This window comes from Streptomyces sp. CoH27 (assembly GCF_020181035.1).
In the GTDB taxonomy this organism is placed as follows: Bacteria; Actinomycetota; Actinomycetes; order Streptomycetales; family Streptomycetaceae; genus Streptomyces; species Streptomyces camelliae.
Window position 1 is genome coordinate 163,083 of the sequence record NZ_JAIQYY010000010.1, and the last position, 13,738, is coordinate 176,820.

Genomic DNA, 13,738 nt, shown 5'->3' on the forward strand with positions numbered 1-13,738 from the left:
ACCGTCGATTACATGACCCACATAGACGCGGGTGCCGAACTCGATCCGGTGCATCCGGTGCATCCGGTGCATCCGGTGGCCCTTCCGATGACCGGGTCGGCCGGGCTGACCGGTGCCGAGGTGGCGGAGCGGCGCTCGCGCGGTGAGGTCAACGACGTCCCCGTGCGCAGCAGCCGGTCGCTCGGGGAGATCGTCCGGGCCAACGTCTTCACCCGGTTCAACGCGATCATCGGCGTGCTCTGGCTGATCATGCTGTTCGTCGCGCCGATCCAGGACAGCCTGTTCGGCTTCGTGATCCTCGCCAACACCGGCATCGGCATCATCCAGGAGTGGCGGGCCAAACAGACCCTCGACTCGCTCGCGGTGATCGGCGAGGCCCGGCCGACCGTACGCAGGGACGGGACGGCCGTCGAGGTCGCCACCCATGAGATCGTCCTCGGCGACCTGATCGAGATCGGGCCCGGGGACAAGATCGTCGTGGACGGGGCGTGCGCGGAGGCCGACGGGCTGGAGATCGACGAGTCGCTGCTCACCGGCGAGGCCGACCCCGTCGTCAAACGCCCCGGCGACCCGGTCATGTCCGGCAGCTTCGTGGTCGCGGGCGGCGGCGCCTTCCAGGCCACCAAGGTCGGCCGCGAGGCCTACGCCGCCCAGCTCGCCGAGGAGGCCTCCCGCTTCACCCTGGTCCACTCCGAGCTGCGCACCGGCATCTCCACGATCCTCAAGTACGTCACCTGGATGATGGTCCCGGCGGCCGTCGGACTCGTCATCACCCAGCTCGTCGTCAAGAGCAACGGCTTCAAGGACGCCGTGGCCCGCACCGTCGGCGGCATCGTCCCCATGGTTCCCGAGGGGCTGGTGCTGCTCACCTCCGTCGCCTTCGCGATCGGCGTCATCCGGCTGGGCCGCAAGCAGTGCCTCGTCCAGGAACTCCCGGCCATCGAGGGGCTGGCCCGCGTCGACACCGTCTGCCTGGACAAGACCGGCACGCTCACCGAGGGCGGCATGGACGTCACCGAGCTGCGCACCCTCGACGGCTACGACGAGACGTACGTCCGCAAGGTGCTCGGCGCGCTCGGCGAGTCCGATCCGCGCCCCAACGCCTCCCTCCAGGCGATCATCGACGCCTACCCCGACAGCGACGAGTGGCGGTGCGTGGAGTCGCTGCCGTTCTCCTCGGCCCGCAAGTACAGCGGGGCCGCGTTCAGCGAGGGCGACGGCGAGACCAGCACCTGGCTGCTGGGCGCCCCGGACGTGCTGCTCGCCGACGGCGACCCGGCCCTGGCCGACACCGAGCGGCTCAACGAGCAGGGGCTGCGCGTGCTGCTGCTGGCCCGCGCCGGACGCGACCTGGACGACCCCGAGCCGGCGCACGGCGCCCACCCCACCGCCCTGGTCGTCCTGGAGCAGCGGCTGCGGCCGGACGCCGCCGACACCCTGCGCTACTTCGCCGAGCAGAACGTACGCGCCAAGGTCATCTCCGGGGACAACGCGGTCTCGGTCGGCGCGGTCGCGGCCAAGCTGGGCCTGGAGGGTACGGCGGTGGACGCGCGGCGGCTGCCCGGCGACCCGGCGGGGATGGCGCGGGCTTTGGACTCCGGGACCGTCTTCGGCCGGGTCACCCCGCAGCAGAAGCGGCACATGGTGGGCGCCCTCCAGTCCCGCGGGCACACGGTCGCGATGACGGGCGACGGCGTGAACGACGTGCTCGCGCTGAAGGACGCCGACATCGGCGTCGCCATGGGCTCGGGCTCGGAGGCGACGCGGGCGGTGGCGCAGATCGTGCTGCTGAACAACAGCTTCGCGAGCCTGCCGTCGGTCGTCGCCGAGGGGCGCCGGGTGATCGGCAACATCACGCGCGTGGCGACGCTGTTCCTGGTGAAGACCGTCTACTCGGTGCTGCTGGCGGTGCTGGTGGTGTGCTGGCAGGTCGAATACCCCTTCCTGCCACGGCACTTGACCCTCCTGTCCACCCTCACCATCGGCGTCCCGGCCTTCTTCCTGGCCCTCGCCCCCAACACGGAGCGGGCGAAACCTCATTTCGTGCGGCGGGTGATGCGGTACTCGATCCCGGGTGGCGTGGTGTGCGGGGTGGCGACCTTCGTGACGTACCTGATCGCCCGTCACTACTACACCGGGCACGACCGGTTGGACGCCGGGACCAGCGCGGCCACGCTGACGCTGTTCCTGATCTCCATGTGGATCCTGGCGATCATCGCCCGCCCGTACACCTGGTGGCGGGTGACCCTGGTGGCCGCGATGGGCGTGGCCTTCCTGTTCGTCCTCGCCGTCCCCACCCTGCAGAGCTTCTTCGCGCTGAAGCTGGTGGGGATGACGATGCCGTGGACGGCGGTGGGGGTGGCGGTGGTGGCGGCGGCCGCCCTGGAGTTCCTGTGGAAGTGGGTCGACCGCCGTTTCCCTGACTAGCTGAGGCTTACTTCGCGGCGACGTACACGCCCGTGGCGCTGACCGCCGGGGTGGTCGAGTAGCCGCCGAAGGAGTAGCGCCAGTAGCCGCTGTAGTTCACGGTGGCCGTGGTCTTCAGGTTGCCGTAGGAGTCGGTGTACACCGTCTTGACCGTGGTGTACGTGCTGGTGCCGGCCTTGCGGAACTGGAGCTTGACCGGCACACCGGAGAAGCCGTGGTAGAGGTGGTCCTGCCAGTTGGCGCGGGAGAGCTTGCCCGACACGGTGACGCTCTTGCCCTTGTAGACGGACGTCGAGCTCACGCTGGTCGTCAGCTTGGAGTTGCGCTGGACCAGGGTGGTGCCGAGGCCGCCCTGCTCCTTGAAGCCGACCTTGCTCATGTCGGGGTTGCTCTGGCTCTGGCCGTTGAAGGCGATGGCCACGCCGCCCACGCTCCAGCTGCCGGCCCAGGCGTTCTGCAGGTCGCCGTCGGCCGGGTGGATGTCGACGGAGCCCTTGCACGTGGCCGTCGTCGACGAGGTGGCGGTGCAGGTCGCCGGGTTGTCGCCGTACAGCCTGGGGGCCGTGTCGCCGTAGGTGCCGTGGTAGAGGAAGGCGCCCGTGTAGAAGTCCTTCGCGGCGATGTTCACGGTGGAGCCGTGCGTCAGCGTGTACGCGTACGAGACGCTGACCTCGCTGGTCGTTCCGACCTTGACCGCCTTGGCGATCGAGACGTTCGAGAAGCTGACGTTCAGCGTGTACGGGGTGCCCGAGTTCGGCGCGGCCTGCGCGGCCGGAACTGCGAGGGCGGTAAGGGCCAGGGCGCCGGTGACGGCGGCCATGGTGGCACGAATGCGCATGTGCGTTCCCCTGAAGGGAGAAGAGATCGTGGAGTCGGTTGACTCGCGTGATCAGATCCGCGACCCCGGGGGTTGGTTGTACGACAAGAACGATTTCCGGCCAGATTTGGGGCGGGGATTGCCTGATCATGACGTACGCCATGCGATCGGCCATGCACGTGGGGTGCATAGCCTCTCAAGGTGATTGAGACCATCGTGTTCGACATCGGAGAGACGATCACCCGGGACGACCGCTACTGGGGCTCATGGGCGGACTGGCTCGATGTCCCGAGGCACACACTGTCCGCCCTGGTCGGAGCTGTCGTCGCGCAGGGCCAGGACAACGCAGAAGCACTACGGCTGCTGCGCCCAGGGATCGACATCGCCGCCGAGTATCGCGCACGGGAGGCAGCCGGCCATGGTGAACATCTGGACGAGACCGACCTGTACCCAGATGTCCGGCCTGCGCTGTCGGCCCTTCAGGAGCAGGGCGTGCGGGTGATCGTCGCTGGAAACCAGACGCCGCGCGCGGGCGAGCTGCTGCGCGGCCTGGATCTCCCGGCGGACCTCGTCGTCACTTCCGGAGAGTGGGGTGTCGCAAAGCCGCAGCCGGAGTTCTTTCAACGGGTGACGGAGGTGGCGCACTCCGCGCCGGGCGCGACTCTGTACGTCGGTGACCATCCCGCCAACGACGTGTTCCCGGCGAAGGCAGCCGGGCTGCGCGCCGCGCACATCCGCCGCGGCCCATGGGGACACCTGTGGGCGGACGACGCCGACGTCGTCACAGCTGCCGACTGGCGAATCGACAGCCTGACCCAACTCACCACCATCGCCGTCGGCTGAGCGGCAACCAGCCCTTCCAGCAAAGCAGTTGGTGGAGCCGTTTGCTGGAGTGGCAGCGCCTCGCAGGTGCAGCCGCTCATGGGGCTCCAAGTGGCCGACCGCCCGCCGCGATGAGAGCGTGGACAGGGGCGGACGGCCGGTCTCGAACCGCTACTGGGCCTGTGGGCCGCACCCGATGCGGCACGCACTCCGCCGACAGCGGCGCCTCCCCTGCGCGACTCCCGGTCTGTTGCGGATGCTTGACGGGCGCGGTCATGCGAACACCCCGTCAGCACCGATCAGGTGGCGGTCCAGGTCGATGCCGAAGTCAGCGGCGAGGACCAGGGCGACACGGCGCCGGTACTGCCGAGCCCGCTCGCACTCCCGCTCGGCTTCGAGGACGTACGGCCGGACCAGGCGGGAGGCGAGGCCGTCGAGGGCCGTGTCCAGTCCGTACGGGGAACGATGAGCCGGAGGCCAGGCCGCGGCGGTCCGGGACATCTCCGGGCTATGCTCGAAAATGGGTGAGGCGGGGCACGCACCCGCCCGACGGCTACCGGTACCGGGCGCCAACACGCCCAGTACCCACCGCAGGAACACGTGGATAATGCTCACTGTCATCAGCTCCTCAGTAGCTGGTGGCCACGCCCCCGGACGGTTGCACCCGTCGCGGGGGTCCTTGTTTTTTCGCAGCGTGGGGGCCGTACCGCCAGACTGCCGAGATCTTGCGCGCCCGCATCGAGGGGGCGTGTACGTGGTGGACAAAACGCGCTGACGGCGGTGCCGACTGACGTCCGACCTGGTCAGGCCCAGGCAGCGGCAGAACCGGCACCTGCGGGTGCCACAGGTTTGCCCCCGCGCAGAGCCGCGAAGTGGAGCGCCATGACGGTTCGCCCCGTCTGCCAGAAGGCGGGGATTTCTGAGACAGGCGCGCAGTCGCGCGGTCAGGCCGCCAGGGCACGGACAAGCATCGTGCCCACGGCCCTGCCCTCTGGCGGGTCGATCAGAGACACGCACACGTCAGAGAAGCCGTGCCCCATCAGGATGCGCCCCCACTCATCCGGGGTGCGGTCGTGCCGCAGTCCGGCTTTGCCAGGCTTGGGCGCCTGACTGCCTGGAGGCAAATGCGAGAAGGCCAGGATGCCGCCCGGCGCCATACGCGGGCGGATCAGTGGGAGCAGGGTGTCCGGATCGACGAACCACACGGCACCAAAGATCGAGAGCACGACATCGTATGTCTCGTCCGTCTCGCTCAGGAACGCCGTCGCCTCCGCCGTACGGAACTCAAGGCCCGGCAGATTGCCCCAGCGCTCCCGCGCGGCCCTCTCGCGGGCGGGGGCGATGTCTACCCCTTGGCCTGTCGCACCAAGCGTCACGAGGTGCGCGAGGTTGCTACCGCTCCCCGAGCCGAGTTCCAGCACCCGACGTCCGGCCACGGGACCCAGAACGCTCTCGTCCGGCCCGTGATCGGCGTACTGGGTCCAGTTCAGCCAGGTCGTCTCACCCTTGGCGTTCGCGGTCCTGCGTGGCTTGCTCCCGACCGCGTACCTGTCCCAGGACTCAGCCAATGACATGCGGTGATCCTTTCCGGCATGGGGCCCATCCCCCAACGTACGGGGACAGGCCCCAACTCACCTGCTGCTCACTACTACTTGGGCGAGTCGTGGCACCCGGCGTGGCACTGGTTGCAGTCGGCCGCGTCCTCCATGCCCCACAGATCGGGGTCGATCTCGAACCCGGCCGCCTTGATGGCCTTGATCGTCTGTTCCAGAACGAGCGGGCCTCCGGTCCTGGGGTCGTGGCCGTCTCGCGTCGCCTTGTCGTCGCTGACGCACTGGACACCAGCCATCAGCCCGGGAAGCTCCGGAACGTGGTGGATGTACCGGCCGAAGTGCCGGCTGGTGAAGTGGTGGTACGGGATCGAGTCGAGCATGAACGAGTGCCATGCTTCGTCCACCTGCTCGGACGGGCCCATGAGAAGGTCCGGGTTCTCGCCGCACGTGACCAGGTAGGCGATGGCCTGTCCGAACTTCGCCTCTGCCAGTTCGCGTGTGTTCTCCGGGTTGCGGAGGAGGAGGGCTACCTCCCGCTCCCACACGTCCGGGGTGACGTACGCCTTCGGGTCGCGGATCACTACTGCCTTGCTCATGCTGGCTTGCCTCCACGTCATTGGGGGTCCGTGGTGCTCCGGTCATGTCGCCCGCCCCTGCACTTGGAGCAACAGCGCTGATGCGGATGGACATGACGACCATGTTCCGGATCGATCACGACCATTGCGGCGACGTTCAAGGCGTCCCTCGGGCGTCATGCCGGTGCCACCCCGAGGGCGTCAAACCGGTGTCATTGGAGGCGGGACGTGGCTACCCTCGGATCATGACGACTACGGCCGAGCGTGAGCGAGTCCCCAACGACGTGCTGACTTCCGTACGAAAGTCGATGAACCTCAGCCAAGACGAGTTCGCCCGGGGCTTACGTGGCGCAGGTGAGGAGCTGGGGGAACCGAACGACGCCTCCAAGCGACTCGTGCAACGCTGGGAGTCCGGGGAGACCAGGACATGCCGCCCGCTGTATGCGCGGGCACTGAAGCGGTTCACCGGCCGTGCCCCTGAGTCACTGGGGTTCGCGATCCCGATGGCACGCGTCCACTCGGACGGGGCAGGAGGCCACGACATGGAGGCTGGGGAGGTCGGCATGGCTGACGCTGCCACAAGCCCGGAGCCAGAGCCGCAGAGCGCGTACGCGGGCATCTGGCTGTCCCGGTACGAGTTCTACTCATCCAGCCGTGACGAGACGTTCGACTGCAAGCACCACGTCGTGATCGTCCAGCACGGCAACCGGCTGACAGCCCAGAGCCTGCCCGGAGCGTCGACCAACCCGGACAGCCCATTGTCTCTGGATCTCACCGCTGACCGGAACGTCGTCACCGGTACATGGACTGAGCAGACGGCGGCCGACGGGTACTACCGGGGCTCCCGGTACCACGGTGCGATTCAGCTACTCGTCGAGCCGACAGGCCGACGCATGGCGGGCAAGTGGGTCGGGTTCGGCAAGGACTTCGACGTGAACACGGGCCCGTGGGAGCTGCGCCTGCTCGACCGATCGACAGGCCGCGCGAGCATCGAGCGGTACTCGACCACACCGCAGTGAGGACCGGGGCGCTCCCCTGCAAGGAAACAGTAGGAGCGCCCCGTGCGGGCGCCTGGCCGCCGTCAGTCGAACCAGCGGTCCCGGGCCAGTTCCTCCGTCCTGGACGGGTCCTCCAACAGGGCGGCCACCTCGAAGCGGCGGGGCCACTGGCCGGCCGCCCAGGCCAGGCCGGCCGCGACGCCCTCCAGGGTGGCCGCGTGCAGCACGCCGTCGTCGGTGAGGCGCCAGTCGATCTCCACGGCGTCCACGACCAGCTCCTCGTGCTCGACGTACGTCTGCGGCGTACGCGGTCCGAGCAGGACCCGCACCGACTCCGGTACGTCGTGCTCGGTGCCCTTCGAGTGGACCTCGCCGGTGACGGACTCGCTCAGCCGCCGCACCTGGAACAGTTCCGCCAGCTCGGCGGCCCGGGCCGGCCGGACCGGCAGCAGCGGGACGCCGGAGGTGAAGGGCAGCAGGTCGGGCGAGTCGACCACGACGGCGTCGGCGGCGTCCACGACCGTCACCCGGCCGTCGACCACGGCTCGCAGCTCGTCCGGCAGGGTCACCTGCTCGGGGTCCAGGTCGGCCAACGCGCTGTACAGGCCGTGCAGTTGGGCTGACGTCACCGGCCGGTCGGGGTCGGCCAGGCGGTCCAGCAGCTCGGCGGCGCCGCCGGGCTCGTCCAGCAGGGCCGCGACCGAGGTGCGCACCCCGAGGGCGCGCAGCACCTGCTCGTCCTCGAACCCGGTGGCGTCGGCTTCGTCGTACAGGCCGTGCAGCAGCGGGTCGCCGCCGGCTGCCAGGAGGCCGGCCGGGCGGCGGCCGTCGATGACCGGGTGGCCGCGCAGCCACCACGCGGTGTACGGCCGTACGACCTCGTGGGTGCCGTCGGGCAGCAGGACGCGGACCGGCTGGGTGAGGGCGTCGCGCAGCGGCCGCTGGGCGAGCAGGGCGAGTGCCTCGGGCCAGTGGTCGTCGTCCACGAGGTCCAGGTCGCGTACGGCGATCAGCTCGGTGGCGACCGGCGGTACGGGGCTGTCCGGGAAGCGGTCGAGGATGTCCTCGCACCACACGTCGACGGCGTCCAGCAGCCCGGCGTCGTCGGGCTCGGCGAAGTCGCCCTCCCGGGGCTCCAGTTCGTCGGGGTCGAGGACCACGTCGGTGGCGCGGACCAGCGCGAAGCCGGCGAGCACCCCGCAGGCGGTGAGGGGCTGTTCGCCCCACTTGTCGGCCAGGTCCTGGTCCACGGCGGCCAGTTCGCCGTCGCGGATGACACGGGCGAAGGGGCTGCCCGGAAGCACCAGCTCACCGGCGGGCGCGAGTTCGCCGTCCTCGTCGGGCAGTGCGAGGGCGCCCAGCCAGGGCTCGTCACCGGGCTCCAGCCCCGCGTCACGCACCAGCGCCAGGACGGTGTCGGCGAGTTCCTCGGCGTCGGGCGCGTCCTCCTCCCAGCCGATGCCCTCGTCCTCCAGCGAGGCGGCGACGGCGGCCCGCACCTGCGGGGTGGTGAGCACCGCGCGCGGGGTGGCGGGCAGGGCGCCCAGCTTCTCCAGCAGCGGATGCGCGGCGTCCTCGTGGGCGACCTTCAGCCCGAGCCGGCCGAGGACGTCCGGGTGGATCAGGGCCGCGTCCGGGGTGGGGAGGAGGACCTGGCGGGGGCCGATGGTGGTCCGGCCGTCGGCCAGCGGCACGGGAAGGCCGGACAGCCGGTCCGGGTCGACCCCGGCGAGGCTGTCGTAGAGCCGCCACCACCAGTCGGGGTCCTTCTCCAGGCCGGCGAGGCGGTCGACGGCGTCGGCGAGCGAGAGCCGGGCGACGCCGAGGCCGCGCAGCTCGGCCCGGCGTTCGAGGCCGGCGGGCAGCAGGGTGGGCAGCACCTCGGCGAGCACCCGGACGGTCTGGGCCCCGGCGCCCTCCACGATCTCCGCGTCCCGGGGCCGCAGCGCCTCGGGCAGCTCGTCGTCCTCCCCGGGCTGGACGGCGGGCGGCAGGAAGGCGAGCCGGGGCAGCCGCTCCAGCACCGCCTGCCGCAGCGCGCCGTCCAGCTCGCCCTTGCCCAGCGGGCCGGGCACGAGGTCGATGATCCCGTCCGTCACCGGCCGCCAGCCGGCGAGGAGTTCGGTGTACGTGTCGGCCGCGCGCTGCACCAGGAAGTCGGTGAGGGGGCCGGGGGCGGTGTGCCGGCGGGTGGTGTCGAGGGGGAAGGAGGCGATCAGCAGGGCCGGGACGCCGAGGGGCTCGTCGCTGGGGGTGGGCGCGTGCACGACGGGCGCGGTGCGCGGCCGTGCGGGCCGCCCGTCCTCGCCCTCGGGTACGGCCCAGGTCACGGACCAGTGCGGACGCAGCCGCTCCTCGACGGGCCGGTCGGCGAGCAGCTCGGCGGCGAGCGGCCCGTGCGCCGCGGCCGTACGCCAGCGCGTGGTCCCTGTGCGGGAGTCCTCGACGACTACGACGGTGCCGCCGTCGTCGGCAGGACCGGTACGGCGGCGCAGGACGCGCGGGGCGTCCCCGCCGGCCTCGATGACGACCTCCGCCAGCCCGGGGAGGGCGAGGAGCAGGGCGTCGTCCACGGCGTCCAGGAGCCGCTCGGCGAGATCGGCGGCGGCCGCGTCCCGCAGGGGCAGGATGACGGCGGTGTCGTACGGCTCCGGGGCGGTGCCCTCGGCGGCGAACGGCAGCCGGAGGAGGGGAACGTGCCCGTCCCTTCTGCGCACCTCGTCCCCGAGTCCGGGGCTGTGCCGGGCGATGTCGGCGGCCAGCTCCCGGACCTCGGCGAGGGACCAGCGGACACCGCCGTGCCGCCCCACGATCGCGGGCTCGTCCGTCACCGCGAGTACGGCGGCGAACCCGACGCCGAACCGGCCCACGGCCCCCTGGGTGCCCTCGGTGTCCCGCTTGGCGGAGGCGCGCAGCGTGGACAGCGACTCGACGCCGGCGGCGTCCAGGGGGGCGCCGGTGTTGGCGGCGACGAGGACGCCGTCGCGGAGGGTGAGCCGCAGCCGGCCCGGGGTGTGGGCCCGCGCGGCGGCGTCGGCGGCGTTCTGGGCCAGCTCGATGACGAGCCGGTCCCGGTAACCGCCCAGGACCAGGTCCTCCTCGGCGTTGGCGTCCTCCCGGAAGCGGGCGGGGCTGGTGGCCCAGGCGTCGAGCACACCGCGCCGCAGCCGGGCCGTCCCGAACGGATCGGCACCCTCGGCCGCCGGCCGCACGTACTTGCTGCTCACGTTCACACTCCTCGTCGACGTCGGGACGAAGGTACAGCGGGCCGGGGCGAACCCTGACCTTCGCCCGCCCGCCGGGCTCGGCCGGTCAGGGAAAGGCTCGGTGGTAGCGCTGGCGGGACCCGCCCTCCGGGCCAGGGGGTGCTGGGGCGGAGGGGGTGAAGCCCAGGTGTTCGTAAAAGGCTCGGGCGCCGCTCTGTGCCGCGCCGGGGTGGTCCTTGCCGAACGTGACGACCTCCAGGGAGGCCGGGGCGTGGACCCATCTGCGGGCGGCGTCGGTCAGCAGGGCGCGGCCGACCCCCGTGCGCCGGGACTGTTCCGAGACCACCAGCCAGTGCACCTTGTGGACGGGTGCCGTACCGCCGAAGAGCAGGGCGCCGAGCAGGTCCGTACCGGAGTCCTCGCCGCAGCCCTCCCCGGTCTGTGCGACCAGTGCCGTGGAGCGGCGGATGTGTTTCTCCACGGCACCGGTGAAGCCGGGGTCGTCCACCATCGGGCCGAACCAGTGCTCCACCTGTGCCGCCAGCCGGAGAAAGCCGGGCAGGTCCCGCCGCCCGGCGAGTCTGATGATCACCTGCTCAGTCTCGCAGCCGGCCCCGGCCCCGGCTCAGGAGTGGCCCAGCTCCGCCGTCTCCTCGTCGGCCGGCTCCGGCACCGAGCCGGAGTCGCGGGCGGGACGCAGCGGGAAGGCGTCGACCTTCGTCTCGTCGATGACCGGCGGCGCCGGCTGCGGGGGCTTCGGCATGACCGCGGCCTCCGAGTGCGCCCCGCAGCCGTAGGCGAGGGAGACCACACGGCCGTCGGCCGGGGAGAACTCGTTGGCGCACACGCCGAAGGCCTGGCCCAGCGAGCCGCCGATCGGGTTGAGGAAACCGCAGGTCACGCACGTGGCAGGGGCCGCCTGAGCCATCGCCGTCTTCGGGCCGTACGCCTCCTCCCAGCGGTCGGCCGCGCTGTGCAGGCCGTAGCGGGACAGGACGCGGGCGCGGCGCATGCCCAGTTCCTCGGCGACCGCGGCGATCGAGCCGCGGGAGGGGACGGTGGGCTGGACGGCCGGGGTGCCGGGGGTGACCTCGGCGTCCTCCGCGTCCGCCAGTTCTTCCATCTCGTGGGAGACCACCGAGTGCGGCGGCGGTTCCTCCTCGGCCGTGTAGCCCGGCTCCAGGCGCAGGTCCTCCTGGTCGGTGGGCAGGAGGTCGCCGGGGCCGAGGTCGCCGGGGCGCAGGCGCTCGCTCCACGGGACCCACTCGGGGGCGAGGAGGGCGTCGGGTCCGGGGAGGAGGACCACCTCGTCGAGCGTCACGATCTTGGCGCGGGAGGCGCGGACCACCGTCGCCGCCCAGCGCCAGCCCCGGTAGCCCAGTTCCTTGCACTCGAAGAGGTGCGTGACAACGCGGTCGCCCTCCGACACCAGGCCGACGTGCTCACCCACCACGCCGGGCGCGGCTGCCTCCTCGGCGGCGGCGCGGGCGAGATCGACCGCCTCGGCGCACAGACGGTCGGGGGTGCGGCTTCGCGTTGTCGCTGCGCTCACAGGTATCGCTTCTCTCCTACGCCGTCTCACGAGTGCGGCTGCCTCCGGCGGGTTGGCCGACGGAGCGGACCGGGGGACCGCATCGACGTCTGCATCCGCGCGCTGGGCGCACCTCTGCCATCCATTCTGCGTTATGGCTGAGATACGCACGCTACACCGAACAGGATTCGTGGGTTTTTCCCACCCGCCCACACACCCGCCCGTGCATCCCGCACCGCCGCCCCGCGCACCCGACTCGCCCGGCCTCGCACTATCCACCCTCTTCTCGGGGCACTATGAACGTCGTGACAGCCGCGGACAAGGCGAGTGGTCGGGGCGGCGGTGCGGGACGCGTGGGCGGTGCCGTCCGCTCCGTCGGGCGCGCCCTGCACTTTCCGGTCACCGGGGCGGCCCGCGGGATCCGGAAGGCGACGCACGCCCATGGCGCGGGCGAGTCGGGGCTGGGCAAGCTGATCGAGCTGCACGCGGTGAACGGCGCCGGCGACGTCATGATCACCGTGGCGCTCGCCTCCACCGTGTTCTTCTCCGTGCCGACCGCCGAGGCCCGGGGCCGCGTCGCGCTGTATCTCGCCATCACCATGGCGCCCTTCACCGTCCTCGCCCCCGTCATCGGCCCCCTGCTCGACCGGCTGCCGCACGGCCGGCGCGCCGCGATGGCCGCGGCCATGCTGGCCCGCGCCCTGCTCGCGCTGATCATCTCGGGCGCCGTGGCGAGCGGCAGCCTGGAGCTGTACCCCGCCGCGCTGGGCGTGCTGGTCGCGTCGAAGGCGTACGGCGTGGTCCGCAGCGCCGTCGTGCCGCGGCTGCTGCCGCCCCGCTTCTCGCTCGTGAAGGCCAACTCCCGGGTCACCCTCGCCGGCCTGCTGGCCACCGGCGCCGCCGCGCCGCTCGCGGCGGGGCTGCACACCATCGGGGATCCCTGGCCGCTCTACGGCGCCTTTGTGATCTTCGTCGCGGGAACGTTCCTGTCGTTCACCCTGCCGCCCAAGGTCGACTCGGCCAAGGGCGAGGACCGGGCGCTGCTCGCCGCCGACGAGCAGCATCTGCACGGGCCGCTCAAGCGGGAGCAGATCAAGCGGCCGGGGCTGCGGACCGTCGGCCCCGCCGTCACGCACGCGCTCGGCGCCAACGCCGCCCTGCGCTGCCTCTCCGGCTTCCTGATCTTCTTCCTGGCCTTCCTGCTCCGCGAGCACCCGCTGACCGGCGAGAGCGCGGCGGTCTCGCTGGGGGTCGTCGGCGTGGCCGCCGGCGCGGGCAACGCCCTCGGTACGGCCGTGGGGGCCTGGCTGAGATCGCGCGCCCCGGAGATCATCATCGTGACCGTCGTCGCCGTGGTCCTCGGTACGGCGGTCGTGGCGGCCGTCTTCTTCGGCGCGTTCCTGGTGGCCTGCCTCGCCGCGGTCGCCGGGTTCGCCCAGGCGCTGGCCAAGCTGGCCCTGGACGCGCTGATCCAGCGGGACGTGCCCGAGCAGGTGCGCACCTCGGCGTTCGCCCGCTCCGAGACCCTGCTGCAGATGGCCTGGGTGTTCGGCGGCGCGGTCGGCATCGTGCTGCCGCTCGACGGCACCGTCGGGCTCCTCGTCGGCGCCGCGTTCGTCGCCGCCGGCTGGCTGACCACCGTGAAGGGACTGCTCGCCTCGGCCCGGCACGGCGGCCGCCCCCACGCCCGCGTCGCCTGACCTGCCGGGGCGTAACGAACCGGACACGGTTTCCCGAACACAGGCACGGCTGGCGTAACGAACCGGGCACGCCGCACCCCACGTGGGCGGACGGCTCCGGGCGCCCGAT

At 71.7% G+C, this 13,738-nt stretch carries 11 protein-coding genes; 4 read left to right on the plus strand and 7 right to left on the minus strand.

All coding sequences use genetic code 11. The annotated features are described in order from the left end of the window. Window positions 1–12 precede the first annotated feature (12 nt). Window positions 13–2,427 carry an HAD-IC family P-type ATPase gene (locus LE548_RS18235; RefSeq protein ID WP_225097928.1) on the plus strand — a complete coding sequence of 805 codons (2,415 nt, stop codon included), beginning with the start codon at window positions 13–15 and terminating at the stop codon, window positions 2,425–2,427. 7 nt (window positions 2,428–2,434) lie between these two features. Here the strand turns inward: LE548_RS18235 and LE548_RS18240 are convergent, their stop codons facing one another. Further along, window positions 2,435–3,265 carry a hypothetical protein gene (locus tag LE548_RS18240; RefSeq protein WP_225097929.1) on the minus strand — a complete coding sequence of 277 codons (831 nt, stop codon included), beginning with the start codon at window positions 3,263–3,265 and terminating at the stop codon, window positions 2,435–2,437. 180 nt (window positions 3,266–3,445) lie between these two features. Between LE548_RS18240 and LE548_RS18245 the strand changes: the two genes are divergently transcribed. After that, window positions 3,446–4,087 carry an HAD family hydrolase gene (locus LE548_RS18245; RefSeq protein WP_225097930.1) on the plus strand — a complete coding sequence of 214 codons (642 nt, stop codon included), beginning with the start codon at window positions 3,446–3,448 and terminating at the stop codon, window positions 4,085–4,087. Between the two features lie 252 nt (window positions 4,088–4,339). On the opposite strand, the gene LE548_RS18250 is transcribed toward LE548_RS18245, so the two are convergent. The 3 genes from LE548_RS18250 to LE548_RS18260 form a co-directional block, all read right to left on the minus strand. After that, the gene (locus LE548_RS18250; protein ID WP_308030213.1) at window positions 4,340–4,567 is read right to left on the minus strand and encodes a hypothetical protein; all 228 of its coding nucleotides are present in this window, start codon (window positions 4,565–4,567) and stop codon (window positions 4,340–4,342) included. 443 nt (window positions 4,568–5,010) lie between these two features. Next, the gene (locus LE548_RS18255) at window positions 5,011–5,640 is read right to left on the minus strand and encodes a trans-aconitate 2-methyltransferase (RefSeq protein WP_225097932.1); all 630 of its coding nucleotides are present in this window, start codon (window positions 5,638–5,640) and stop codon (window positions 5,011–5,013) included. A gap of 74 nt (window positions 5,641–5,714) precedes the next feature. After that, window positions 5,715–6,215 (minus strand): hypothetical protein, encoded by a 501-nt coding sequence (locus tag LE548_RS18260; protein ID WP_225097933.1) that lies wholly within the window; start codon window positions 6,213–6,215, stop codon window positions 5,715–5,717. A 224-nt stretch (window positions 6,216–6,439) separates the two neighbouring features. On the opposite strand from LE548_RS18260, the gene LE548_RS18265 reads away from it, so the two are divergent. Continuing rightward, window positions 6,440–7,213 (plus strand): DNA-binding transcriptional regulator, encoded by a 774-nt coding sequence (locus LE548_RS18265; RefSeq protein ID WP_225097934.1) that lies wholly within the window; start codon window positions 6,440–6,442, stop codon window positions 7,211–7,213. Window positions 7,214–7,275: 62 nt separating this feature from the next. Here the strand turns inward: LE548_RS18265 and LE548_RS18270 are convergent, their stop codons facing one another. The 3 genes from LE548_RS18270 to LE548_RS18280 form a co-directional block, all read right to left on the minus strand. After that, the gene (locus LE548_RS18270) at window positions 7,276–10,419 is read right to left on the minus strand and encodes a sacsin N-terminal ATP-binding-like domain-containing protein (RefSeq protein WP_225097935.1); all 3,144 of its coding nucleotides are present in this window, start codon (window positions 10,417–10,419) and stop codon (window positions 7,276–7,278) included. Window positions 10,420–10,504: 85 nt separating this feature from the next. Next, window positions 10,505–10,990 (minus strand): GNAT family N-acetyltransferase, encoded by a 486-nt coding sequence (locus LE548_RS18275; RefSeq protein WP_225097936.1) that lies wholly within the window; start codon window positions 10,988–10,990, stop codon window positions 10,505–10,507. 33 nt (window positions 10,991–11,023) lie between these two features. Continuing rightward, window positions 11,024–11,950: a DUF3027 domain-containing protein gene (locus LE548_RS18280; RefSeq protein WP_225097937.1), complete on the minus strand. Its 927-nt coding sequence runs from the start codon at window positions 11,948–11,950 to the stop codon at window positions 11,024–11,026. 275 nt (window positions 11,951–12,225) lie between these two features. On the opposite strand from LE548_RS18280, the gene LE548_RS18285 reads away from it, so the two are divergent. Further along, window positions 12,226–13,629, plus strand: a complete 1,404-nt coding sequence (locus tag LE548_RS18285) for an MFS transporter (RefSeq protein ID WP_225097938.1) — start codon at window positions 12,226–12,228, stop codon at window positions 13,627–13,629. Window positions 13,630–13,738 lie beyond the last annotated feature (109 nt).